The organism is Megasphaera sueciensis, from assembly GCF_050219315.1.
Lineage (GTDB): Bacteria > Bacillota > Negativicutes > Veillonellales > Megasphaeraceae > Megasphaera_A > Megasphaera_A sueciensis.
The window spans coordinates 1,065,227-1,090,327 of record NZ_CP116939.1 but is presented as its reverse complement, the minus strand read 5'-3'; the positions used below and the strand labels follow the sequence as shown (position 1 = coordinate 1,090,327).

The window sequence follows — 25,101 nt, the reverse complement described above, 5'->3', positions numbered from 1 at the left end:
ACAGCGGTTTTCGGTGGTATACTGCCTTAGGCAGAGGTGATTTTTATTATGATGATTCGGAAAGGAATTCTCCATATTTTGGATTTTAATTCAGGCATGTGCATTTTGTCACAGGAGGAACTGGATTTTTCCCGTGGAGAGATAGATATATTTTTAGAGAAACACATAGAACGGGTACAGAACGATGCCGGCAGCCAAACGGGAATTTTTTATGAGTCCAGTCCGTGTAAGCTGCGCCTGCAACAGTATATAAGCGGACAAGTGGAGTTTATTCCTTTTACGGCGGATGTGGCAAATACACTGTATGAAGGACTGGCCGGGAGCGAGGAGACGGCATCTGTTGATTTGGCGGTTGTTGATTATACGGATAATGATATCCCGTATGTGGCGATATTGCTGTTAGGGCATAAGACGGCATATACGCATGAAGTGAACCGGACGGAAGGCAGAATATCCAATCAGCTTATCCGCCATTTTGCTATTTTGCCAAATGTGACGCAGAAGATAGAGTCTTATGCGGTCATCCGGTGTGATGATTTGTCGATCCGCTTGTTTGATAAGAAGCGGATCATAGACGGGCAAGAGGTGTTTGTTCTGGCAGACCGCGTATTGCAGTGTACGACGCAGATCTCGGCTAAAGATGCTATTAAAAAAGTCAATCAGACGGTCGGCAAGGTGGCAAAGGAATATGGGGCTAATTCAGCGGTAGCACTTTCCAAGGCGAAAAGTTATATTATGGAGAACGCAGCCGTATCTGATGGATTTTCTCCGGTAGCATTGGGAAAAGAAGTATTTTCCGATTCCCGCGAGATGCAGCATGCGTTTGAAACCCAGGTGGCAGAGGAAAAACTGCCGGCTGATGTGAAGGTAGAAAAGCAGGTTGCCGTCAAGACCGGAAAAAATCATAAAATCAAGACGGATACAGGAATCGAAGTTATATTTCCGGCGGCTTATTTTGAAAATCAGGAATATATCGAATTTGTCAATAATCCTAATGGGACTATTTCCATCGAAATCAAAAATATCGGCAAAATCACGAATACATAATATACAGCAAAACGGCGGATTTTTTTCAGTAATCTGTCGTTTTTTTTTGTACTGGTGTTGTGGTAAAATATACGATATACTATAGATGACAAGTGAAATTTGCGGCGTATTGTTATTGTATACAGCATAGAAAAGGGTGATCGTAAGATGAAGCGAATGATGCGGGTATGGATTCTTTTCATTGTATTGGTTTGCGGGGCGGTGTATGTTTCAGCGGCTGCTTCTGACACCGGCGGCGTTCGGGGCGTTGTTACCTGGAAGTACAGCAAGTTTATCAGAGAGCGGGGACATGATGGACTTTCGCAGGGCGGACTGAATCTCAATGCTTTGCGGGACAAAGAGTATGCCAAACCCCGGGGAGACGTGGGCGCTAAAGTAGAACTGATTCCCGTCACCTTTAACAAGAACAGCATTACTGATGTCCGGGAACGGCTGTGGTATAGTTCCAATCTGCCGCCGGAAGGAACGAATATTTTTTTTACAGCGGCAGATAATGCCGGATATTATGAAATCAACGGCGTTCCGGCTGGGGAATACATGTTGTTTATAGTGTCTGCCAAAGCCAGAGCGTATTATGCCTATCCGGAGAAGGACGTACTGCAATATATCCGGAATTGGGATTATTTCAACGCCTTTGTTCTTGACGGCAATGAGTATTCTTTGCGCCGGGTTACGATACAAAAAGGACAAAACCTTACGGTGAACCGTGAATTTGAATATACCGTACGGCATGAGTATTGATATAGGAGTAGGACATGCTTTTTTTGATTAAATGGGTATATGCCTGGTTGCTGCCTATCGGGTGCATTGCAGCGGCTTTGGTGTTTTTGACGATATATTTATATTGGCGCCGCTCACCGGGACGAAAACCGTTGCTGGTGATCACCGTATTGTTGTATGCTTTATCGGTGCAGCCCGTTTCCCATATGATCATGAAGCCTTTGGAAAACAGTTACGTGCCGCCGCAGGCAGTACAGGGAGATGTGATTATCCTTCTGGGCGGCGGGACACGCGCCGGCGTTCCTGATTTTGACGGGATTGGGCAGGTAGGCTCGGCGGCGGCTAATCGGTTTTTGACGGCAGTGCGGCTGCAGCGTACACTGGATCTGCCCATATTGCTTTCGGGCGGCGCGGTTTTTTCCTATGATGCCGACGAAGCGGAAATCGATAAGCGCATGCTTCTTTCTCTGGGGGTGGCGGAGGATAAAATCTTTCTGGATAATCAGAGCCGCAACACAGCGGAAAATGCCCGGTTTTCCAAAGAAATATGCATTGAACAGGGGTGGAAGCATCCTGTTGTGATAACCAGTGCGTTTCATATGCCGCGGTCTGTTGTGTTTTTTAAACGGGAGGGGATGGACATTACACCGTATCCTTGCGATTATTATACGGATGAGCCGTATCATTGGTCGGCATTTTCCGTTATTCCGAATTCGTTTGCGTTGTATACTTCGTGTTTAGCTATAAAAGAATATGTGGGCATCGCTGCCGCAAAAACAGGTCTGCAATAAGGCCTGTTTTTTTATCGGGTTTTCTATTTATTTATTGGGACATTATTCGTCCATGGGATTGCATTAAATTACCCGGAGTGGCATAATGACATTGTAAGAACGATGAAATTAAAAATTCCATGTTGTTCATTTATTTTTCAAAGGAGTGTACGATATGATTAAAGTAGGTATTAACGGGTTTGGCCGTATTGGTCGTTTTGTTTTCCGTGCAGCACAATCTCGTGATGATATTGAAATTGTAGGTATCAATGACTTGTGTCCTGTCGATTACATGGCTTATATGCTCAAATATGATACCATGCATGGCCGTTTTGAAGGTACTGTTGAAGCGGATATGAAAAACAGTCGGTTAATCGTTAACGGCAAGGCGATTCGCGTAACGGCGGAAATGGATCCGGCTAATCTTAAATGGGACGAAGTCGGAGCGGACTATGTTGTGGAGTCTACCGGTCGATTCCTTACCATGGATTTGGCGGAAAAGCATTTGCAGGCCGGGGCTAAGTATGTAGTATTGTCGGCACCTTCCAAACAGGGCAAGGATGGACGGCAGGCGGATATGTTCGTCTGCGGCGTGAATACGGATTCCTATAAAGGACAGCGTATCGTATCCAATGCCTCCTGTACTACAAATTGCCTGGCTCCTATTGCGAAAGTATTGAATGATGCCTTTGGAATTGCAGACGGTTTGATGACAACCGTCCATTCTACAACGGCTACGCAAAAGACTGTAGATGGTCCGTCTATGAAGGATTGGAGAGGCGGACGGGCTGCTGCCGGCAACATCATTCCTTCTTCGACAGGGGCGGCAAAAGCAGTAGGCAAGGTCATTCCCGAATTGGACGGGAAATTGACCGGCATGTCTATGCGGGTTCCTACGTTGGATGTATCTGTTGTCGATTTGACTGTCAACTTGGCAAAACCGGCTTCCTATGAAGAAATATGCCAGGCAATGAAAAAGGCTTCGGAAGGTGAATTAAAAGGAGTTCTCGGATATACGGATGAAGCCGTTGTTTCTTCTGATTTTCTGGGAACGACGCTGACTTCTATTTTTGATGCTTCCGCCGGGATTGCGCTGACGGATACGTTTGTCAAGGTTATTTCCTGGTACGACAATGAAATAGGCTATTCCAACAAAGTATTGGACCTTATTTCCAAAATGGAACGTTATCATGTCAAACATCATGATTGTGTAGCGGGCAGCTTTGATACAAAAAAAGATGCGGAAAAAGCAGTTGTATAATATAAGAGTGAGTCGAGGCGGCGAGGGAGACTTTGCCGCTTTTTGCTTTTTTGACAACACGGCGCGCTCTTTCCTGTACAGGCTGTTCGTTTGATACGGCCGCTATGGATAAAATTGTATTATTTCTCTTAATGTGCCATAATACATAGTAAGAAACAATCGAAATGTTTTATAAAGATGTATTTACGGCAGAAAGAGGTGGCTTGACATGATCAGAGTGGGTATTAACGGGTTTGGACGTATTGGCCGTTTTGTACTGCGTATGGCGTTGATGCGTAAAAGCATTGAGGTTGTCGCTATCAATGATTTGATGGATGTAGACTATATGGAATATTTGTTGAAATATGATACGATGCACGGTCCCTTTAACGGTACGGTGGAAACAGATGTTGCCAATCATTGCCTTATCGTCAACGGCAGCGTGATTCGGGTCACGCAGGAAAAAGAACCGGAAAAGATCGATTGGGGTGCTGTCGGTGCAGAGTATATCGTAGAATCGACGGGACTTTTCCTGAAAATGGACAAAGCGGAAAAGCATCTGAAGTCGGGTGCCAAGTATGTCATTATGTCGGCACCGTCTAAAAAAGGGGAAGACGGACGGCAGGCAGATATGTTTGTCTGCGGCGTGAATACGGACCGATATCATGGCCAGCAGATCGTTTCCAATGCGTCCTGCACGACGAATGGATTAGCGCCGGTGGCCAAAGTCTTGTACGATAATTTCGGCATCAAAGAAGGTCTCATGACGACTGTCCATTCCATTACAGCTACCCAGAATCCGGTAGACGGCGCTTCGGCTAAGGATTGGCGCTCCGGCCGTGCTGCGTTCGGCAACATTATTCCGGCGGCAACCGGTGCGGCAAAAGCTGTGGGCAAGGTCATTCCCGAATTGGACGGAAAATTGACCGGCATGTCCATGCGGGTGCCGACATTGGATGTTTCCGTCGTAGATTTGACGGTCGTGCTGGAAAATCCGGCACCGTATGAAAAAATCTGCGAGGCCATGAAACGAGCTTCCGAGTCGGGAGCGCTGAAGGGCATTTTAGGGTATACGGAAGAGGAAGTCGTATCCTCTGATTTTTTGGGCATGACGACGACGTCTGTGTTCGATGCGACCGCCGGGCTGGCATTGAATGACCATTTTGTCAAAGTGGTAGCCTGGTATGATAATGAAGTGGGATATGCCAATCAGGTCGTGAATCTGATCGAGATCATGGATCGATATAATAGCACTCATCACGAGTAACAAAGGAGAATGAACGAATGACATCAGCAAAAAAACCGATTATGTTGCTTATTATGGATGGCTTTGGCTGCAGCCGTATTCAGGAGGGAAATGCAGTAGCCCAAGCGAAGCTGCAGGTACTGCCCCGACTCATACGGACGTATCCGCATGCACAACTGGAGGCTTCCGGTGAGGCCGTAGGCCTGCCGGCGGGGCAGATCGGCAATTCCGAGGTCGGTCATTTGAATATTGGTGCCGGGCGCGTGGTGTATCAGGAATTGACACGCATTACGAAGGATATAAAAGAAGGTGCGTTTTTTCAAAAGCCTGTCCTTGTAGAAGCGATGCGGCAGGCTGTTTGCAATCATAAAGCATTGCATATCATGGGATTGGTTTCGCCGGGCGGCGTGCATAGCAGTCAGGCCCATGTATATGCGCTGCTGGAAATGGCAAAACGGTATGGTATTTCCCAGGTCTATATTCATGCGTTTCTGGATGGACGGGATGTGTTGCCGCGCAGTGCTGGCGCCTATCTGGCAGAGCTTGAAAAAAAATGCAAAGACATAGGGGTCGGTGAAATCGCTACGGTCAGCGGCCGATATTATGCGATGGACCGCGATAAGCGCTGGGAACGGGTAGAAAAAGCGTATGCCGCAGTGGCTTTGGGTGAAGGTCCAAAGGCACCTGATGCGCAGACACTACTGCAGCAATCCTATGCTGCGGGGATATCGGATGAATTTGTTGTTCCGACAGTCCTTCATACCCATCCGGTTGAAGAGGGCGACAGTATAATATTTTTCAATTTTCGTCCCGATCGTGCGCGGCAGTTGAGTGAAGCCTTCACGGCAGTAGATTTTCAAGGATTTTCCCGTCCTAAAAAGCTGGCAGTATATTATGCGACTATGACCTCTTATGAAGAAGGACTTCCGGCGCACGTCATATACGAAAAAGAAGAGCTTATACACACCTTGGGAGAGGTGCTGAGTACGGCCGGAAAAAAACAACTGCGTATTGCAGAAACTGAAAAATATGCGCATGTGACATACTTTTTCAATGGTGGCGTAGAAACACCTTTTCCGGGAGAAGATCGTATTCTGGTACCCTCTCCCAAGGTGGCAACGTATGATCTGCAGCCGGAAATGAATGCTTCTGTTGTTACCGACAAGGTTATCGCGGCTATTGAAACAGGCACCTATGATGTGATCATACTTAACTTTGCCAATGTCGATATGGTAGGCCATACAGGTATATTTGCCGCTGCAGTCAAAGCCGTGGAAACAGTGGATGCCTGCGTGGGACGCATTGTCGACGCCATGCTTCCCATAGGGGGACAAATACTGATCATTGCGGATCACGGCAACGCTGAAAAAATGATTGATCCGGAAAGTGGATCTCCCTATACGGCACATACGACAAACCCCGTGCCATGTATTCTCGTGAGCGGGCAGCATCAATCGGATACACTGGAAAATGGAATTCTGGCAGACGTAGCACCGACCTTGCTGCATCTGACGGGGATGGAACAACCGGAGGAAATGACCGGTAAAAATTTATTGATCACAACATAAAAGAACCTGAAAAAACAGGAATTGCCTGCATGCGGACAATGGGCCGGTGTGTAGACAGTTCCTGTTTTTTGCTATTTAAAAAAATAAGAAATGGTAATCCTGTAATATTTGCAATTGTGTTATAGAAAAAAGTATTTAAAATGCAAATACGTATATTGTATAGGTAGAAAATATAAAAGCGTTATTTGATATGATCTTGTAACGTTTTATTATACCATTACGTCCATGAGAGATGTAGGCAAGAGCGAATATAAGCTTCTAGGACGGATAGAATTTTTATGACATCATGCACTTTTTTCAAGATGGATGATGAATCTGTAGTGTGATACAATATAAGAAATAAGATATTCGTCAGGGAGGGAGCATATGGATACGCATACTTATATTGCAATTGATTTGAAATCGTTCTACGCTTCCGTCGAGTGTGTGGAACGTAAGCTGGATCCCTTGACAACACACCTTGTAGTGGCGGATAAAAGGCGGACGGAAAAAACAATCTGTCTTGCCGTTTCCCCATCGCTGAAAGCGTATGGTATTCCCGGACGGGCAAGACTATTCGAAGTCGTGCGGAAAGTCAAAGAGGGTAATGCAAAACGACAGCTCATGGCGCCCCGGCATACATTTACAGATTCTTCTTTTGATGATGCCAAATTGAAAGCTTCACCGGAATTATCCTTGGACTACATTACAGCGCCACCACGGATGGGACTGTATGTAACATACAGCACGAGGATTTATCAAATTTACTTGCAGTACATTGCGCCGGAGGATATCCATGTGTATTCCATTGATGAAGTATTTATGGATGTGACCGGCTACCTCAAAACATATAAGCTTTCACCGCGGGAACTTGCGATGAAAATGATTTTGGATGTGCTTCATACGACAGGTATCACGGCAACGGCAGGAATCGGTACCAATCTCTACCTGTGTAAAATTGCCATGGATGTGCAGGCCAAACATGTAGAAGCGGATGAAAACGGCGTCAGGATCGCAGAACTGGATGAGATGAGCTACCGGCGGAATCTTTGGAACCATCGTCCTATTACAGATTTTTGGCGGGTGGGGAGCGGCTATGCAAAAAAATTGGAAGAAAACGGCTTATACACAATGGGGGATATTGCCAGATGTTCTCTGGGGAAAAAGTATGAATATCATAATGAAGAATTGCTATATACGCTATTCGGTGTTCCTGCGGAGTTGTTGATAGACCATGCATGGGGCTGGGAACCCTGTACCATAGCAGATGTAAAAGCCTATACGCCGAGTTCGGCAAGTGTAAGCTCGGGCCAGGTCCTCAAGTTTCCCTATACTTTCGATAAAACCAAACTGGTCATTCGTGAAATGACGGAACGGCTTGTCCTTGATTTGGTAGATAAAAATCGGGTGACCGATCAAGTGGTACTAACGGTGGGGTATGATGTGGAAAACATTAAAAATCAAGCATTGCGAGAGTCCTATCAGGGCGAAATCACCACGGACCGTTACGGACGCACGATACCTAAACAGGCGCACGGTACAGCAAACCTGGGCCGGCAGACTTCCTCCACCCGGCTCATCATGAAGGCTGTTATGGAATTGTGCGATAACATTCTCGATCCTGCTCTTTTAGTCCGACGGATCCATGTAACAGCCAACCACGTCGTTGATGAAAAGGGTGTTATAGACATGCATACTCCGGAACAAGGGGATCTCTTTACGGAGTATGCCATGGAAGATCAGAAGCGGATAGAAGAGGAAGCAGCACTGATACGGGAAAGAAAAGAGCAGAGGGCGATGCTGGCTATCCAGAAAAAATACGGGAAAAATGCGATCTTAAAGGGAATCGACCTGCAAGACGGGGCTACTGCGATAGAACGGAATACACAGATAGGGGGGCATAAAGCATAATGAGTACATACGATGATATCATACATCTACCACATCCCACTTCGCCGACACATCCCCGTATGTCTATTTCAGCTCGGGCGGCACAGTTTTCTCCGTATGCAACGCTGGCCGGCTATGGCGATGCGGTAAAAGAAACGGCACGGTTGACAAATAAGAAACTGGAGTTAGATGAAGATAGGAAAGCTGACATCAATGAAACACTGATGCGAATACAGGCACAGATAGACTATAAACCGAAGGTTGCTATTACATATTTTAAACCGGATGATAAAAAAGACGGCGGCGCCTATATTACAGTTGTCGGTCATGTGAAAAAAATAAAAAAATATGAAGGCATTGTTGTCATGACGGATGGAATGGAAATTCCCATCGGTGATAGTATACAAATGAAAAAAATAGATACATTCGTTTAGCATGAGTAAAATGATGGTGTGGTTGTATAGTGAAATCTCCTTGTGATATTGGTTGGCAATATAATCCGCCAACTTCCGGTTGGTGAATTGGTGACGAGTCTATCGTACCAGAAGATGTTGTCTTTGTCTTTTTGTGTGTCCTACTTCGTATTATCATCAACCTTTGAAATTTCAGGTCATTTAGCAATATATTTTGATTGACAAAACACCGTGATTGAACTAGTATAAAAATATAGTAAAGACAAAGAGGTCTTGGCGCTGCCGAGGCTTCTTTTTGTTTTGAAAAGAGGTGGTACGAATGCGTTCACAAACCTATTGTTTTGATCAGGATGTTTTATATCGAGAAGTATTGGTACAGCATCCTATTATTGAAGCTTACTTTGAGTTTTATAATCCGGGTAATAAACCGATCATCGTTATACCTGATGGTGCATCTGATTTTTTGTTTCTCTACGGGCAGGAACATCCGGCGGTTTATCTGGGCGGCACGGCACTCAAAGGCAGAAATCGCATTATTCCTATAGCAGGAAAAGCTTTCGGTGTTCGCATCCGTCCGGGAATTGTATTTAACTGCTTTCGCGAGTCTTTGAATAAAATCATTGATTCGTTTATTTGTCTCAATGATAAAGAACCATTCAGCGATTTATTAGAAAAAATGTCTCATACTAAAGAGTTTTGCGAACGGATTCATCTATTTAATCACATGATGCCGATAGGGGACAATGTTCATTTTCATCCTATTACAAAATTTCTGCTGTCACGACTGGATGAGGCAGGGGGAGCTGCCGTGTTGGATGATCTTATCACGGAAACCGGATACAGCCATGTCCATGTTAACCGTATTTTTAAAGCGGAAACAGGCTTGTCCTTGAAATTTTTCATCGATACATTGCGGATGCAAAAGGCAATTTATCTCATGCGCCATAAAAAAATCAATAATTTGCAGTTATTTTCCACAGAAATGGGATTTTATGATCAGGCACATTTTTCAAAAACTTTTAAATATTACACCTGCTATTCACCTAAAAAATTCTATAAAACTTTTAAATTTTCTTTATCATGATGAATTTTTACAAGAATTGTCTTTGACTTGGTGTTATGATATACCATAAAGGAAAGAGACAATGAAGTCGTTTATCGATTTCATTGTCTCTTTTTGATTTTGTGGATGGGGGGAATCTACCTGTTTACTTCATGAAGTAATTAAAGAAGAAAAGGGTAATGGGGAGATAGATAAATCCCTTCATAAAAATGATGAATTGGCTGTTCGTATTGCTAAACAGTAAGAGGTGTGCATAGTGAATAAAATTATGTTTGAGGAAATGAAAGATTTAACGAAAAAGCTGGTTTCTATTCCAAGTATAAACGGTTCTCGTGGGGGAGAAGCAGCCATCGCTGATTTCATCTATCAGTACATTGCCGATATGCCGTATTTTCGAAACCATTCCGGAGATGTATTTGTCCAAAATATTGCCAAAGATTCGCTCGGGCGTAAAAATGTTTTTGCGCTGTTACGGGGGACAAAAGGGAAGAGCCGTAAGACGTTGCTTTTTCATGGACATATAGATACCGTTGGTGTTGATGATTTGGGTGTACTTAAAGAGGTTGCCTTTGATTGTGACCGGTTGGCAGAAGAAATGAAAAAACTGCCTCAGGATACAGAGGTTCGACATGATCTCGAGTCGGGAGATTATCTGTTTGGCCGCGGTGCGTCCGATATGAAAAGCGGCGATGCTGTTTTCCTTATCCTTCTGAAACATCTTAGTCTTCAGCCGGAACAGATCGATGGGAATATCTTGTTTATGTTCAACCCTGTGGAAGAGAATCATCATACGGGTATTCTTGCAGCATTGCAAACATTATTGGATTTACGGGAGCAAGAGGGATTGGATTATATCTTTGCTGTCAATAATGATTATATTTGTCCGTTGTATGCCGGAGATACAACACGTTATATCTATACGGGGGCTATGGGGAAAATATTGCCAAGCTTCTATGTGCTTGGCAAGGAGACGCATGTAGGACAATGTTATGAAGGCGTCAGTGCCGCTGGTATAGCTTCCCGTATTGTTCACGCTATCGACTTAAATCCTGCTTTATGCGATACCTATGACGGGGAATGTTCTTTGCCGCCGGTTGTGTTGAAGATGAAGGATCTCAAGCCGCGGTATGATGTTCAAACTATTCGTGAAGCGTTGGTGTACTTCAGTTATATGGTAGAAGATGACGATATGGGAAATGTTTTATTCAAACTTAAAGATATTGCCCGGAAAACGTTGACAGAAGTATTACAGCAGCAAGAGAAAAAAGCAAATATGTACTCGAAAATTTCCGGGAGCTCCCAACGTGCACTGCAATTTGAGGGACATGTATATTTGTTTGAGGAACTTATGCAGCGGGCTTTGCGACAAGGGATTTCGGATATGCCACAAGTACTTGAAAATATTGCAGCCAAGGAACAGGAAGCTGGCAGTGATGCTCGTGAGATTTCTCTTATGGCAGTGCGTGAATTATGCCGACGTCTTAATGTAAGTGCTCCGATTGTGGTTATCTTCCTGTCACCGCCGTATTTGCCGCATAATACACTTCACAGCAACAATAGCGCAGAATTGGAATTAATGGAAGGAATCGGAAACATAGCGGCCTCGGTAGGTAAAGAAACAGGGGAAACATTCGAAATGCTTCATTTTTTTCCAAGTCTGAGCGATAGCAGTTATTTGAAAATTGATGACAGTCAGGAATCGGTTGATGAGCTTATTCATAATTTTCCGCTCTACCATACACTCTTTCCTGTACCTACAGATATGATTCGACAGCTATCCATACCAAGCATCAATTACGGTTGTTTTGGAAAAGATGCGCATAGAAAGACAGAACGAGTATATATGCCATATAGTTTCGGCGTGTTGCCGGAACTGATTATGCAGACTATATACAACTATTTATAATAAGGGGGATGTTAGATATGGCAAGTTTATATGAAAGAGCATGTAAGGTGATCCCGCCGGTGGGTACGGCACGGTATACGAAACTGGGGGTCGTCAAAGGGGAAGGATCCTATCTGTATACGGACGATGGCCGGAAGCTGCTGGATTTCGTTATGGGCATCGGTGCCAATAATGTCGGGCACAACCATCCTCTTGTTATAGAAGCGGCTCGTAAACAAATGGAAAATCTGGTTCATGCCGGTCACAATGTGGTATATTATGAATCTTATGTTGCTCTTGCGGAAGAAATCACCAAAGCCGTCGGCGGAGATTCCATGATATATTTCAGCAACAGCGGCAGTGAAGCGAACGACGGAGCGATCAAGCTTGCCAAATATGCGACGGAACGTCCGGCAATCATCACCTTTATCAATGCATTCCACGGGCGTACGATGGGGGCGATGGCGTTAACGGCATCGAATTCGGCATACCGCAAGCATTATGAAGGACTTATGCCAAGTGTTTATTATGCCCGGTACCCGGATCTCTACCATAGTCCTGTACCGGTAAAGGACGGTAAGTGTCCGGAATTCTTCATGGAACAGTTCAAAACTATGTTTGATACGATCGTAGACCCGTATTCCGTAGCAGGCATCATTATGGAACCGGAACAAGGCGAAGGCGGCTATATCGTACCACCAAAGGAATTCGTTCATTTTATGCGTGATATGTGTGATAAATACGGTATTATGCTTATTTTTGACGAAGTTCAGTGCGGCAACGGCCGTACGGGCAAACTGTATTGCCAGGAACATTTCGGTGTCCGCCCGGACTTCTTCTCTACAGCCAAGGGCATCGGGGCAGGTTTCCCGCTTAGTGCCGTTATCGGCAAGACATCGGTGATGAAAAAATGGCTGCCGGGTGCGCATGGCGGCACCTTCGGCGGAAATCCCGTTTCCTGTGCGGCAGGACTTGCATCGCTCAAGATCCTTCGGAACGGCGGCATTGAAAATGCGGCCAAGATGGGAGCTTATTTCAAAGAACAATTACTGCAGCTGCAGAAGAAATATCCGGTGATCGGCGATGTACGCGGACTCGGCCTGATGCTGGCAATTGAAATGGTAAAGGATGGCAAGAAACCTGATACGGAATTGACAACCAAGCTTATTGATACAGCACTTGATAAAGGATTGCTGCTTATCAGCTGCGGCACATATCATAATGCTATTCGTTTTATCCCGCCATGTACGGTCAGCAAAAAAGAAATAGATGAAGCTGTCACGATTCTGGATAGTTGCTTTACGGTTTGTCTATCTTAATGGATTTTCTGAAATTACATAACGGACTTACTAAAAGCAACGGCGCTTTTGAACCCAACGTGGTTTAAGAGCGCCGTTTGTTTATTATCCGCAGAAAGGAGCAGCATGTTATGGATGTTATATTGAATACGGCTATCAAATACGGCGACATATTTATCATGGGAACAAAAATCACGATTTTCACATCGCTCCTTGCCACATTTGTGGGATTGCTGTTGGGTATTCTACTGGCTTTGTTCAAAATGAATATTTTCAAGATCCCGCCGTTGTATTGGCTTACCGTCGTTTATGTAGAAGTTATCCGCGGGACACCGCTTTTGGTACAGATCGCGCTGGCTTTCTTCGGTTTGCCGCTGCTGGGGATACAGTTTCCCTCGGTCGAGTTTATGGGAGTTGAATTCGACCGTATGTTTGCCGGTATATTCGCACTTACGATCAACATGTCGGCATATGCCTGCGAAATCATCCGTTCCGGCGTGCAGTCTATCGACAGCGGGCAGATGGAAGCGGCCAAATCATTGGGGTTCAGTACCTGGCATGCGATGCTGAAGATTGTCCTGCCGCAGGCGCTGAAAAACTTACTGCCGGTTTTGGGCAACGAATTCATCGTCATGGTAAAAGCATCCTCGCAGGTTTCCGTTATCGGACTGGCAGATCTCATGTTTTCCGCAACGACGGTGCAGGGCATCAGCTTTCAGCCGTTCCCGCCGCTTGTCATTGTAGCCGTTATCTATTTGATAATGACGCTTATTATCTCGGCCTTGGTCCGACTGATGGAAATGAATCTGAATAAAAGCAACAGTAAATAAAAATCGCAAGATGTCTGGTTTTGATTGTATTTATGTTTAAGGGGGAATTCATATGTTATGCAGTGAAAAGAAGACAAAGACTATCCTATGTACACTGTTGGCCGGACTTACGTTGCTGGCTGCCGGATGCGGCGGCGGTGCGACGCCGTCGAATGGCGGCGATACCAAAAAAGCACCATCCTCGCTGGAACAAATCAAGCAAAAGGGAGAAATAACTGTCGCTATCGAAACCAATTATCCGCCGTATGATTTCGTCGATACATCAAAACAGGGGAAAGTGATGACTGGCATCGACGTGGCGTTGTCCAAAAAAATCGGGGAAAAGCTGGGCGTCAAGGTGAAAATGGTTGACAGCAACTTTACGGCGCTCTTGGCTTCCGTCAGTAGCAATAAGGTCGATTTGGGCATGTCCGGTATGACGGCGACGGAAGAACGCGCCAAGACGATGGATTTTTCCGACCCGTATATCAATTCGAAATATGTCGTTATTATTCGCAAGTCTGATGCGGATAAATTTACGACGCTGGAATCCTTTGATGCCTCCACGAAGATGGGAGTAGAAAAATCTTCAACGGCGATTCCTGTTGTAACGGCCGATATGCCGAATACCAAGCAGGTCGTCCTCGACCAGATCCCGGATCTGCTCATGGAATTGAAGCAAAATAAACTGGACGGTTTTGCTGTGGATGAAGTTATTGCGCAGCAGTACCTTATCACCAATCCGGATGTTATGGTCGCTTCTGTTCAGTTCAAGAGCCCAAAGGCCAAAATGGATACGATCGTGAGTGCCGGCAAGGATCGCGATAATGCCGAATTGATGAACGTTGTCAACGAAGTGATCAAGGAAGCCCGCGATAGTGGTGAAGTGCAGCAATGGATCAAAGAATACAGCGAACTGGCTGTTAATAATGCGAAGAGTTAGTAATTAGCAGTTTGTAAGTTCGCAGTTAGTAAATTCGTAAGTTCAATAGTAGTTATTTAGTTATTAGGGGGGGAGTATGATGGACGCAAAAAAGATCGGTATTCCGGCTGCCGTACTGGTTGCTGCGGCACCCTGTGCACTGGCTGCCGGGACAGATGTTGCGTACCCCGCGGCAGATATCGGCTGGCTTGTCTTGGCAGCATTCCTGGCGTTTGTATTACAGCCCGGATTTGCAATGCTGGAGTCGGGTCTGGTCCGTACGAAAAATGCTGCCGATATCATGACCCGGATATTCATGAATCTGAGTTTGTCCACGCTGCTGTTCTGGACGATCGGCTTCAGCTTCCTTTTCGGGCGGGACATTACGGGGATACTGGGAGTCCCAGACCTGTTTGCCGCCGCCTATACATTGGGATATGGGAGCGAGTTTGATACACAGGCGATTCTGCTGTTTCAGACGATGCTCTGTGCGGCAGTCGTGGCCATCATATTCGGGTCCATGGCGGAACGGACCAAATTCTCTGCTTTTTGCCTCTGCAGCATAGGCATGAGTGCCATTGTGTACCCGATAGCCGGTCACTGGATTTGGGGCGACGGCGGCTGGCTTGCCTCTCTCGGTTTTCATGATTTTGCCGGCGGTGCGGCAATCCACTGTCTTGGTGGAATCGCAGCCTTTATCGGATGCAAGATGGTCGGGCCCCGTATCGGGAAATACAATCTGGATCGTACATCCAACGCCATCCGCGGTCATAATCTGTCCTTATCCGTACAGGGCATGTTTCTCCTTTGGCTCGGTTGGTTCGGCATCGCCTGCGGTTCCTTTCTCGTTCGACCCGGCGGTGAAACCATTGGAACTGTCCTGTTCAACCTGAATCTGGCAGTGGCGGCCGGTATTGCGGCGACGCTGTTTGTTACGTGGATCCGCTACGGCAAGCCGGACATTTCCATGATGCTGAACGGCGGTATTGCCGGTATTGCTGCTATTTCTTCCGGTTGCGATCTCGTATCGCCGTTCGGGGCGTTTGCTATCGGCATCCTTTCCGGGCTCGTTGTCGTATTCTCGATAGAACTTGTGGATAAGAAACTGCGGGCCGATGATCCGACCGGTGCCGTTTCGGCACACGGCGTCTGCGGCATCCTCGGCTGCATCCTTACCGGAGTCCTGTCACAGCAGGGCGGCATCTTGTATACGGGAAGCACGACGTTCCTTTTGACGCAGTTAGGAGGCATCATCAGTCTCCTGTTTTACGGAGCGATCCTGAGCGCTACTCTGTTTTATGTTATTTCCCGGCTTACGGGACTGCGTGTCGGGCAGGATGAGGAAGTCGCAGGATTGGATTTTTGGGAACAGGGGCTGGCCGGTATATATGCCGATTCGGCACCGGTACTTGATCCACTGGCTGATACGCGGATGTCCGGTGATCCCATACCCACGCTGCAGGGCATGAAATTAGGATGGCGGCCGCAGCGGGGCAGCACGGGCAAGGTCAATGTGGACGACGCGGTCCCGGTAGAGCATCTTCCGGCGGCTCCTGAAACGCGTAAAGGACCGAAGATGACGCATGTTGTCATCATTACATCAGAACTGCGCTTTGAAGCACTGAAGGATGCCCTGGAAAAAGTCGGCATTACGGGCATGACTGTGACACGGGTCCTTGGATTCGGTCTGCAGAAGGGGCATACGGATGTGTACCGCGGGTCCAAGGTGAAATCACGCCTTCTGCCCAAAGTGAAAATTGAGCTTATCGTTTCCGCTGTACCGACAACGACCATTGTCGACGTAGCCAAGAAGATACTCTACACGGGCCGTTACGGGGACGGGAAAATATTTGTATACGATGTGGAAAATGTCATTAAAATTCGTACCGGTGAAGAGGGCTATGACGCGCTTCAAGACTATCCGATCTCGTAGGCGGCTGAGGTGAATAAAATGAGTGTATTTAAAATCAAGAATTTGGAAAAGAAATTCGGGAATAACGAAGTCCTGAAGGACATCAACATGGAAATAAAAGAAGGAGAGGTCGTCGTTATCATCGGCCCGTCCGGATCTGGGAAAAGCACGTTTCTCCGCTGTCTGAACCTGTTGGAAACCCCGACGAGCGGCGAGCTCTATTACGAAGAAACATTGATCGATAAAAAAACGGACGCCCGCAAACTGCGCCAGGAAGTCGGCATGGTGTTCCAACGTTTCAATCTGTTTCCTATGTTTACGGTGCTGAAAAACGTGATGTATGCGCCGGTGGAAATCAAGCATGTCTCCCAGAAGGAAGCGAAGGAAGCGGCGATAGAGTTGTTGGAAAAGGTGGGCCTGTCCGATTTTTCCCAAGCCTACCCGGCAACATTGTCCGGCGGTCAGCAGCAGCGTGTGGCGATTGCCAGAGCACTGGCAATGCAGCCGAATATGCTGCTTTTCGACGAACCGACATCGGCATTGGATCCGGAACTTGTCAACGATGTACTTTCCGTCATGAAGGATTTGGCGAAGGCCGGCATGACGATGGCCGTCGTTACTCATGAAATGGGATTTGCACGCGATGTGGCAGACAGGGTCATCTTCATGGATAAGGGATATATTATTGAGGAAGGAAAACCGGCCGATATTTTCTCCCATCCGCAAAATGAACGCACCAAGGTATTTCTGCAGCGCGTTCTTTCATCGTGATCGGGCGACTTTTTCGAAAAACGGAAGGTTGAGACGAGGGGGACAACTGTAATGGCGGAATTTGGTGCATTACGGGAAAATTTTATTCCCTATTTGCAGAATGAAATCATGATGCATTATGACTTGAGAACGATAGAATCCATTTGCTGTATTTCGTATTCGGAAAATATCACTTACGCCGCATATGACGGAGCAGGTGGAAAGGTAGCGATCATATGTGTGAATAAGCCGGGATATCATCGACCCAAGGAATTGCTTGGAGAAGTTGCCTGGATGGATGAAATACGCAGAAAGACAGATGTGCATATCCCGCAGGTCTATACCGATATGCAGGGAACTGCCGTGCGGCATTTTACCTTTCCCGGCAATTCACAGATCTATTATTATATCGTCTCGGAATACGTGGAAGGAGAGGAATTGGAGCATCTTGCCGGACCCATCGACAGTAGTATGGCTGTACGAGTCGGGGAAATAGCGGCTAAATTACATGTGCAGTCTTTTCTTCGATCTCGTGAAAAACCGGATCTGGATTGTTTTCAGTGGGATGTGGAAAATCTTTTGGGACATCGGGCGCGCTGGGGTGATTTTAATCTGTATCCGGCAGCTGACGCATCCCGGCAGCTTTTAAATACGGCAGCGCAGCGGATCATTCGTAAATTGAAGACGTACGGGAAAAGCAGGGATACCTATTTCCTCATTCACTCCGACCTCCATACCGGCAATCTTCTGGTCAACGGGAACGATGTGACGGTCATCGATTTTGACGATTGCGGGTACGGTTGGTTTCTTTATGATCTTGCGGCTTTTTTGAGTCATCAGAATGATCATTTGGATGAGCTGGTCAATGGCTGGTGCACGGGATATGAAACTGTCAGGGCGCTTACGGATGAAGATATACAGATGATCCCTGTTTTTGTGCTGTTGCGCCGGTTAGTTCGTTTAGGCTGGCTTTCCACGCGTAAAGGAAATGATGTTGTTTCACATGTCGGAGACGACTATTTCGAGGTAACACTTGCTTTGGCGGAACAGTATCTATCCGGTGCAGTACATCATTGACATGGGGGCGAAGTATGGGTAATCAATTAGCAGGGAAAAAAGCGCTTGTTACAGGCGGCGGCAGCGGCATAGGAAGAGCCGTTGCTGCTGCCTTCAGTGCAGCCGGTGCCGTTGTTGCCGTTTTGGGACGGAGCGGAAAAGTACGGGAGGCCGCCGCTGTGTTGGGGGATACCGTTTATCCGTATCAGGCAGATATCGGAGACGCTGCATCGGTACGAGAAGCCGCAGCCAAAATTGATCAGGATATGGGCTCTGTTGATATCTTAGTCAATAATGCCGGCATGTCCCACCTATGTCGGTTTTTAGACATGTCCGGCGAATTGATTGAACAGCATTACAGAACGAACGTATTGGGGGCCGTTTATTGTACGCAGCTTGTTCTTCCGCACATGATGCGGCAGCACTTTGGCAGGATCATCAATATGTCTTCCGTGACAGGCCCGTTTGTGGCAGATCCCGGTGATTGTGCTTATGCTATGACGAAAGCGGCGCTCATCGGATTCACCAAGTCACTGGCTGTGGAGTTTGCATCGTATCATATTACGGTCAATGCTATCTGCCCCGGCTATATTCAATCGGATATGAGCCGGCACAGTGCAGAAATTTCGCAGCCGGGAAACCTGCAGGATGTCTTTGGGCAAATCGCTGCCGGCGTTCCTCTGCAGCGATTGGGAACGCCGCAAGATGTGGCGAATCTGGCTGTATATTTAGCAAGTGACGGCGCTGCCTACATTACGGGACAAGCCGTTATTATCGATGGTGGCCGTAGCATTTCTGAAACGACAGTCATGGGGTTGCGGGATTCATAGAGAAGTGGAGTGATACGATATGGACAACAAAATAAATCCGTCGGGAATGCCTAACGGATTTTCATTGGATCGTATGGGAGAGCTTGATGCAGGGGAGCAGCAGTTGATCACGCGGCGTATGGAGCTTCTGGGACCGGCGTATCGTCTGATGTACGATCATCCGCTGGAGTTCGTTCGCGGCGACGGCATGTATCTGTACGACGTGAAAGGAACGCCGTATCTGGACTGCTACAACAACGTCGTGTCTGTCGGACACTGTAATAAGCGGGTGGCCGAGGCCGTGGCAAGGCAGGTGTCGCTGCTGAATACGCATACGCGGTATCTGCACCCGGCTATTTTGGATTATGCCGAACGACTCCTCGCTACTTTCCCGGATCCGTTATCCCGTATTATGTTTGCTTGTACGGGCAGTGAAGCGGTCGATCTGGCGCTGCGCATTGCCTTTTCCAATACGCAGGCAGAGGGTGTCATTATCAGCGAGTTTGCCTATCACGGTACGACGATGGCGGTATCCTCCGTATCTCCGTCCCTGGGGGATGCTGTTCCGCTGGGGCAGCATGTGTGCACCGTGCGGGCGCCTATCGCCTATCGGTCTGATAGTGAAGACGTAGGGAGACGGCTGGCACAGGATGCGGAAGCGGCTATCACTGATTTGGAACGGCATGGCATACGGTTCGCCGCATTTTTGGCGGATACGATTTTTTCCAGTGACGGACTTGCGGCTGATCCTGTCGGCCTTCTGCAGCCGGTGGTCGATGTCGTCCACCGGCATGGCGGCCTTTATATTGCCGACGAGGTGCAGTCCGGATTCTGTCGCACCGGGGATGCCTTTTGGGGATTTTTGAGACATCATATCGTTCCGGACATTGTTGTAATGGGAAAGCCAATGGGGAACGGAATCCCTATTTCCGCATGTGTAACAGCTCCTGGATTATTGGATACATTCGGAACGTGTCGTTATTTCAATACCTTCGGTGGAAATCCTGTTTCCATTGCGGCCGCATCTGCCGTTTTAAGTGAATTGCAAGAATGTAATTTATTAGAAAATTGTCGTGTAACAGGAAATTATCTGAAACAGCAATTAAAAAAATTGCAGTGTAAATATGCATGTATTGGGGATGTACGGGGGGTAGGACTTTATTTATCTATTGAATTTGTTAAATCAAGAAAGACTAAAGAACCAGATTCCATAAAAACTTTGGCAGTTGTAAATTCTCTTCGTGAAGCGCATGTTCTTGTAAGTACGTACGGTATTTTTGAAAATTGTCTTAAACTTCGCCCTCTGCTTATTATGAAAAAAGAACATGTTGACTATTTTATTGATCAACTAGATAAAATATTAGATAAATTGAATAAATCCTAATGACTCAATAATATATTAGATCTCTAACTTCATAGAATTATAACATGTATAAACCAATGTTAATTTTTAAAAACCAAGGGGGCTGTCGCAGGCAGTGATTTTTACTGCTGCGACAGCCCCCTTGGTTTTTAATATAGGTTTTATTGCTTGTGGGTTTGAAAACTTTCCCGTTCGATCAAGTTGGCGTCGAACACGGTTTTGCTGGGAAGGGCCGGAGCCTCGCTTTGCATGAGCTGGATGATCGTTTTGATCGCCGTTTCACAAAGACGATCCAGGCGGTTATCTAAACTGGTAAGCGTCGGAGTGGCACATTCGGCAATGATCGAATTATTGCAGCCGATGACGGGGACACCATGATTATTTCTTCGTGCGATTCGCTGCGCGGCAACTGCCAGGATATCTTCGGAAGCGAGAATGGCGTCAAACGGTACTTTCTGTTTCAGCAGCCTATGGATCATGGCCGCCACGGCTTCAAAGGTGCGCGGTGTTTTTTGTGTCAAGGCAGGCTGTGTATCCAGACCGAGTTCAAGAACCCCTTGCTTATACCCGTTTAGTTTGTGCCGTCCGCTGTAGGTAAGGGCGTCATATAGATATAAAATAGAACGACAGCCAGTATTAGATAGCGCATATACGGCATTGCGCATGCCTGCTTGTTCATCGCAGATGATGCTGTAAGTCCCCGGAAGTTTATAATTATTATTGATCGCGACTAAGGGAATTTGTTCCGCTATTTTTTTTAATGCAGCCGCATTGCCCTGCACGGCAAAGGGAGTCCCGATGATAATGACGGCGTCTACATGTTTTTGCATCAAGTAACGGAGTGCTTTAATATCTTTGCCGTTACTTTCTCCCGTGCAGGATAACATCACATCAAAATTGTGTTTTTGCAGAGCATGTTCAATAAGCGATACGGCTTTGGCATAAAAAGCGTCGGCTACGTCCGAGCAGAGGACGCCGACCATTTTCATAGAATCCAGCCCCAGACCTCGGGCAAATGGGTTGGGGGCGTAATCTTGCTCTTTTATGGCGGCTAGTACTTTGGCTCTCGTTTTTTCGCTTACGCGATCACTGCCGTTCAATACACGCGAAACCGTAGCGATCGATACATTGCATTTTTTTGCTATATCGTAAATAGTCATGATTTTCCTCTTTATATTGTTACTATACGTATGACTACACATAGTAACATGATTTGCGGAACATGGGAAGAGAGAAGTCCTCATGGATAATAGTAGGAGGTTTGCCGAAGATTTGCAATGTATTATGTGAATATGATATATATGTGTGCTATTTTTCACGTTTTCATGCCGATTCGGCATAATCATATTGACGAATCAGGAAACGAATGATACATTACCATTAATAAATGTAAGCGATTACATTATAAGCGGAGAAGAATTCAGAGATTAAAAAATGAATGGAGATAAATAGAATGAAAAAATTTATGGATGAAGATTTTTTATTGGAAACGGAAACAGCCAAACGATTATTTCAGGATTATGCCAAAGATATGCCGATAATTGACTACCACTGTCACATTTCTCCGCAGGAAATCGCAGAGGATCACAGATTCGGAAGTATTACGGAAGCATGGCTCGGCGGTGATCATTACAAGTGGCGCTTGATTCGTTCCAATGGAACACCGGAAGAAAAAATCACCGGTAAAAATTCCAGCGATTTGGAAAAATTTGTCGAATATGCGAAAGCTCTTTCAAAAGCAGTCGGAAATCCGTTGTATCATTGGAGTCATCTGGAGTTACAGCGATATTTTGGCTGTACTACACCACTTAGTGAAAAAACAGCACAACAAATCTTTGATTTCTGCAACGAAAAGTTGAAACAGCCGGATATGAGCGTACAAGGTCTTATCAAAAAATCCAATGTAAAAGTCATTTGTACGACCGATGATCCGGCAGATGATTTAAAATGGCATAAGAAATTGCAGGAGGAACAGTCTTGCAGTGCCAAGGTATATCCCGCGATGCGGCCGGATAAAGCGCTTAATATAGATAAACCCGGGTTTGCGGACTACATGGCTGTATTGGGGCAGGCGGCAGGCGTATCTATTTGGACGATGCAGGATGTCCGCACCGCTATGGGAAACCGCATTGCTTTTTTTGAAACCATGGGCTGCCGGGCAACGGATCATGCTCTGGAATATGTATGCTGCCGGGAAGCAGATGAAAAAACATTGGATGCTATCGTAGACAAGGCACTGCGGCACGAATCGATTTCCATAGAAGAAATGGAAGCCTATAAAACGGCACTGCTTACGTATTTGGCCGGTGAATATGCAAAACGCGGCTGGGTCATGCAGATCCATTATGCAACGCTTAGAGATAATAACACACAGATGTTTAAAAAATTAGGGCCTGACACGGGATTTGACTGCATCGCAGAAGGAAATTGCGGCAGGGGACTGGTTGCTTTTCTGGATCATTTGAATGAACGAGGCATTTTGCCGAGAACGGTATTGTACTCCGGCACACCGGCCGATAACACGATGATCGGGACTATTATCGGTTCTTTCCAAGGAACGGAGGCTTGCGGTAAAATCCAGCAGGGAGCTCCCTGGTGGTTCAATGATACCAAGCAGGGCATGATCGACCAGCTGACCAGTATTGCCAATCTTTCCGTGTTCGGCAATATACTGGGAATGCTGACGGACTCCCGCTCCTTTTTGTCCTATGCCCGGCATGAATATTACCGCCGTATTCTTTGCAACTGGATCGGCAATCTCGTAGAAAACGGAGAATATCCCGCGGATATGGAATTTTTAGGACAGTTGGTGCAAAATATTTGTTTCAACAATGCCGCTGCCTATTTCCAATTCAAGATGTAAACGGCAAGGAGGAGGAGTTACCTGGAATGAAAAATGTTAAAGATGTATCGTCACGTGTTTCCCGGCCTGTCAAGATTCTTCAAATCGGCGAAGGGAATTTTTTGAGAGCATTCATCGAATATGGCATTGATATAGCGAATGAAACTTTGGACTATAATGGCAATGTTGCGATGGTCGTGCCGCGTTCTCCTAAAAAAGAAGCATTTGACAAGCAGGACAATTTGTATACGGTTTGCCTGCGCGGGCAGAAGAACGGCAGTGTTTACCGGGAAAACCGCATTATTACTTGTGTAGAAACGGTCGTATCCGCCAATTATGATTTCAGCGGATTTCTCCGTCTGGCCCATAGGGATACACTGGAATTTGTGATTTCCAATACGACGGATGCAGGAATATTGTTTGATGATACGGATCGGCCGCTGCCGGATACACCGGCGAGCACGTTTCCCGGTAAATTGACACAATTCCTGTATGAACGGTACCGATTTTTTAAGGGAGCGGCCGATAAGGCACTGACGATGCTTCCCGTGGAATTGATCGATCATAACGGCGAAGCGCTTAAAACATGTGTTTTTCAATATATTGATATATGGCAGATGGAGGCAGATTTTAAACATTGGGTAGACACGAAATGTGCCTTTGTCAGTACGTTGGTAGACCGCATTGTAACAGGATATCCCAAAGATACAGAAGAAATTGCGGCAATGTACGAAGAACTGGGATATGAAGATGAATTGCTGGACATTGCCGAACCTTTCAACAGCTGGGTCATTGGAGCGGCATCCTTGAAGGAAAAATTCCCGGTAAGCAGTCCGCAGTGGCAGGTGGAATTTACCGATGATTTGGAGGCGTACCGGGAACGGAAAATCCGTATTTTGAACGGGGCGCACACCTCTATGGTACTGGGGGCCTATCTTGCCGGCAAGGAGTATGTGGGAGAATGTATGGCGGATCCGGTGATCCGCCGGCAGCTGGATCAGTCTGTGTATGGTGAAATCATCCCTACGGTGCATATGCCGCGGGAAAAAGCCGAAGCGTTTGCGGCGGATGTATATGAACGGTTTGAAAATCCCTTTGTAAAGCATGCTCTCCTTTCTATTTCGCTGAATTCCATTGCAAAATGGAAAGGCCGGGTATTGCCGACACTGAAGGATAGCATAGCGCAGACGGGCAGACTGCCGAAATGGCTGACCTATTCCTTGGCAGCATTGTTGGCGTTTTATCGCAGCGAGCACAGGGGAGACGGCTGTCTGATCGGGAATCGCGGTACTGATATATATGAAATTCATGATGAACCGGACAATCTTGCATTTGTCCGCACGCATGCCGGCCTTGCTGCCGGTGACTATGTACGGGACATGATGGCGCATACCTCCTTTTGGGGAGAAGATTTGACTCATATAGATGGGTTTGCCGAAGCAGTAACAGCCCATCTGGAACGCATGGCCGAAGTCGGGGTCAAGGCGCATATTGCCGAATTGGGAGAGCAGGTATAAAA

At 46.4% G+C, this 25,101-nt stretch carries 21 protein-coding genes; 20 read left to right on the top strand and 1 reads right to left on the bottom strand.

The genetic code is table 11. From position 1 onward, the window contains the following. The first annotated feature begins 48 nt into the window (after window positions 1-48). From NXG62_RS05210 to NXG62_RS05125, 18 genes are all read left to right on the top strand, one after another. Entirely contained in the window at window positions 49-1,047 is a 999-nt protein-coding gene (locus NXG62_RS05210; RefSeq protein ID WP_427113895.1) for a nucleoid-associated protein, read from the top strand. Between the two features lie 147 nt (window positions 1,048-1,194). Then, complete coding sequence (locus NXG62_RS05205; protein ID WP_427113894.1) at window positions 1,195-1,788, top strand: hypothetical protein; 594 nt, start codon at window positions 1,195-1,197, stop codon at window positions 1,786-1,788. A 14-nt stretch (window positions 1,789-1,802) separates the two neighbouring features. Further along, entirely contained in the window at window positions 1,803-2,558 is a 756-nt protein-coding gene (locus tag NXG62_RS05200) for a YdcF family protein (RefSeq protein WP_427113893.1), read from the top strand. Between the two features lie 154 nt (window positions 2,559-2,712). Further along, a complete protein-coding gene (gene gap, locus NXG62_RS05195; RefSeq protein ID WP_427113892.1) occupies window positions 2,713-3,798 on the top strand; it encodes a type I glyceraldehyde-3-phosphate dehydrogenase in 1,086 nt (361 codons plus the stop codon). A 208-nt stretch (window positions 3,799-4,006) separates the two neighbouring features. Then, window positions 4,007-5,044 (top strand): type I glyceraldehyde-3-phosphate dehydrogenase, encoded by a 1,038-nt coding sequence (gene gap / locus NXG62_RS05190; protein WP_427113891.1) that lies wholly within the window; start codon window positions 4,007-4,009, stop codon window positions 5,042-5,044. A gap of 17 nt (window positions 5,045-5,061) precedes the next feature. Beyond that, window positions 5,062-6,591, top strand: a complete 1,530-nt coding sequence (gene gpmI, locus NXG62_RS05185) for a 2,3-bisphosphoglycerate-independent phosphoglycerate mutase (protein WP_427113890.1) — start codon at window positions 5,062-5,064, stop codon at window positions 6,589-6,591. A gap of 366 nt (window positions 6,592-6,957) precedes the next feature. Next, window positions 6,958-8,481 carry a DNA repair protein gene (locus tag NXG62_RS05180; protein WP_427113889.1) on the top strand — a complete coding sequence of 508 codons (1,524 nt, stop codon included), beginning with the start codon at window positions 6,958-6,960 and terminating at the stop codon, window positions 8,479-8,481. After that, on the top strand, window positions 8,481-8,894 hold the full coding sequence (locus NXG62_RS05175) for a hypothetical protein (protein ID WP_427113888.1): 414 nt from the start codon (window positions 8,481-8,483) through the stop codon (window positions 8,892-8,894). Before NXG62_RS05180 ends, NXG62_RS05175 begins: the two co-directional genes overlap by 1 nt. A 298-nt stretch (window positions 8,895-9,192) precedes the next feature. Next, window positions 9,193-9,957, top strand: coding sequence for a helix-turn-helix domain-containing protein (locus tag NXG62_RS05170; protein ID WP_427113887.1), 765 nt, complete (start codon window positions 9,193-9,195; stop codon window positions 9,955-9,957). 235 nt (window positions 9,958-10,192) lie between these two features. Continuing rightward, the gene (locus NXG62_RS05165) at window positions 10,193-11,842 is read left to right on the top strand and encodes a M20/M25/M40 family metallo-hydrolase (protein WP_427113886.1); all 1,650 of its coding nucleotides are present in this window, start codon (window positions 10,193-10,195) and stop codon (window positions 11,840-11,842) included. Between the two features lie 17 nt (window positions 11,843-11,859). After that, complete coding sequence (locus tag NXG62_RS05160; protein WP_427113885.1) at window positions 11,860-13,140, top strand: aminotransferase class III-fold pyridoxal phosphate-dependent enzyme; 1,281 nt, start codon at window positions 11,860-11,862, stop codon at window positions 13,138-13,140. A 110-nt stretch (window positions 13,141-13,250) separates the two neighbouring features. Next, window positions 13,251-13,949, top strand: coding sequence for an amino acid ABC transporter permease (locus NXG62_RS05155; protein WP_427113884.1), 699 nt, complete (start codon window positions 13,251-13,253; stop codon window positions 13,947-13,949). Window positions 13,950-14,001: 52 nt separating this feature from the next. Continuing rightward, entirely contained in the window at window positions 14,002-14,871 is an 870-nt protein-coding gene (locus NXG62_RS05150; RefSeq protein WP_427113883.1) for a transporter substrate-binding domain-containing protein, read from the top strand. 76 nt (window positions 14,872-14,947) lie between these two features. Further along, on the top strand, window positions 14,948-16,783 hold the full coding sequence (locus NXG62_RS05145) for an ammonium transporter (protein WP_427113882.1): 1,836 nt from the start codon (window positions 14,948-14,950) through the stop codon (window positions 16,781-16,783). Between the two features lie 18 nt (window positions 16,784-16,801). Beyond that, on the top strand, window positions 16,802-17,533 hold the full coding sequence (locus tag NXG62_RS05140; RefSeq protein ID WP_427113881.1) for an amino acid ABC transporter ATP-binding protein: 732 nt from the start codon (window positions 16,802-16,804) through the stop codon (window positions 17,531-17,533). 51 nt (window positions 17,534-17,584) lie between these two features. After that, the gene (locus tag NXG62_RS05135; RefSeq protein WP_427113880.1) at window positions 17,585-18,589 is read left to right on the top strand and encodes a phosphotransferase enzyme family protein; all 1,005 of its coding nucleotides are present in this window, start codon (window positions 17,585-17,587) and stop codon (window positions 18,587-18,589) included. A 14-nt stretch (window positions 18,590-18,603) separates the two neighbouring features. Then, a complete protein-coding gene (locus tag NXG62_RS05130) occupies window positions 18,604-19,398 on the top strand; it encodes an SDR family NAD(P)-dependent oxidoreductase (protein WP_427113879.1) in 795 nt (264 codons plus the stop codon). Window positions 19,399-19,417: 19 nt separating this feature from the next. After that, window positions 19,418-20,761: an aspartate aminotransferase family protein gene (locus NXG62_RS05125; protein ID WP_427113878.1), complete on the top strand. Its 1,344-nt coding sequence runs from the start codon at window positions 19,418-19,420 to the stop codon at window positions 20,759-20,761. Between the two features lie 140 nt (window positions 20,762-20,901). On the opposite strand, the gene NXG62_RS05120 is transcribed toward NXG62_RS05125, so the two are convergent. Continuing rightward, window positions 20,902-21,900 (bottom strand): LacI family DNA-binding transcriptional regulator, encoded by a 999-nt coding sequence (locus NXG62_RS05120; RefSeq protein WP_427113877.1) that lies wholly within the window; start codon window positions 21,898-21,900, stop codon window positions 20,902-20,904. Window positions 21,901-22,193: 293 nt separating this feature from the next. On the opposite strand from NXG62_RS05120, the gene uxaC reads away from it, so the two are divergent. Then, on the top strand, window positions 22,194-23,603 hold the full coding sequence (gene uxaC, locus NXG62_RS05115; RefSeq protein ID WP_427113876.1) for a glucuronate isomerase: 1,410 nt from the start codon (window positions 22,194-22,196) through the stop codon (window positions 23,601-23,603). Between the two features lie 26 nt (window positions 23,604-23,629). Next, window positions 23,630-25,099: a tagaturonate reductase gene (locus NXG62_RS05110; RefSeq protein ID WP_427113875.1), complete on the top strand. Its 1,470-nt coding sequence runs from the start codon at window positions 23,630-23,632 to the stop codon at window positions 25,097-25,099. Window positions 25,100-25,101 lie beyond the last annotated feature (2 nt).

Coding starts and splice junctions, on each gene's coding strand:
- NXG62_RS05210 (WP_427113895.1), top strand. CDS start 49: ATGATGATTCGGAAAGGAATTCTCCATATTTTGGATTTTAATTCAGGC.
- NXG62_RS05205 (WP_427113894.1), top strand. CDS start 1,195: ATGAAGCGAATGATGCGGGTATGGATTCTTTTCATTGTATTGGTTTGC.
- NXG62_RS05200 (WP_427113893.1), top strand. CDS start 1,803: ATGCTTTTTTTGATTAAATGGGTATATGCCTGGTTGCTGCCTATCGGG.
- gap (WP_427113892.1), top strand. CDS start 2,713: ATGATTAAAGTAGGTATTAACGGGTTTGGCCGTATTGGTCGTTTTGTT.
- gap (WP_427113891.1), top strand. CDS start 4,007: ATGATCAGAGTGGGTATTAACGGGTTTGGACGTATTGGCCGTTTTGTA.
- gpmI (WP_427113890.1), top strand. CDS start 5,062: ATGACATCAGCAAAAAAACCGATTATGTTGCTTATTATGGATGGCTTT.
- NXG62_RS05180 (WP_427113889.1), top strand. CDS start 6,958: ATGGATACGCATACTTATATTGCAATTGATTTGAAATCGTTCTACGCT.
- NXG62_RS05175 (WP_427113888.1), top strand. CDS start 8,481: ATGAGTACATACGATGATATCATACATCTACCACATCCCACTTCGCCG.
- NXG62_RS05170 (WP_427113887.1), top strand. CDS start 9,193: ATGCGTTCACAAACCTATTGTTTTGATCAGGATGTTTTATATCGAGAA.
- NXG62_RS05160 (WP_427113885.1), top strand. CDS start 11,860: ATGGCAAGTTTATATGAAAGAGCATGTAAGGTGATCCCGCCGGTGGGT.
- NXG62_RS05155 (WP_427113884.1), top strand. CDS start 13,251: ATGGATGTTATATTGAATACGGCTATCAAATACGGCGACATATTTATC.
- NXG62_RS05150 (WP_427113883.1), top strand. CDS start 14,002: ATGTTATGCAGTGAAAAGAAGACAAAGACTATCCTATGTACACTGTTG.
- NXG62_RS05145 (WP_427113882.1), top strand. CDS start 14,948: ATGATGGACGCAAAAAAGATCGGTATTCCGGCTGCCGTACTGGTTGCT.
- NXG62_RS05140 (WP_427113881.1), top strand. CDS start 16,802: ATGAGTGTATTTAAAATCAAGAATTTGGAAAAGAAATTCGGGAATAAC.
- NXG62_RS05135 (WP_427113880.1), top strand. CDS start 17,585: ATGGCGGAATTTGGTGCATTACGGGAAAATTTTATTCCCTATTTGCAG.
- NXG62_RS05130 (WP_427113879.1), top strand. CDS start 18,604: ATGGGTAATCAATTAGCAGGGAAAAAAGCGCTTGTTACAGGCGGCGGC.
- NXG62_RS05125 (WP_427113878.1), top strand. CDS start 19,418: ATGGACAACAAAATAAATCCGTCGGGAATGCCTAACGGATTTTCATTG.
- NXG62_RS05120 (WP_427113877.1), bottom strand. CDS start 21,900: ATGACTATTTACGATATAGCAAAAAAATGCAATGTATCGATCGCTACG.
- uxaC (WP_427113876.1), top strand. CDS start 22,194: ATGAAAAAATTTATGGATGAAGATTTTTTATTGGAAACGGAAACAGCC.
- NXG62_RS05110 (WP_427113875.1), top strand. CDS start 23,630: ATGAAAAATGTTAAAGATGTATCGTCACGTGTTTCCCGGCCTGTCAAG.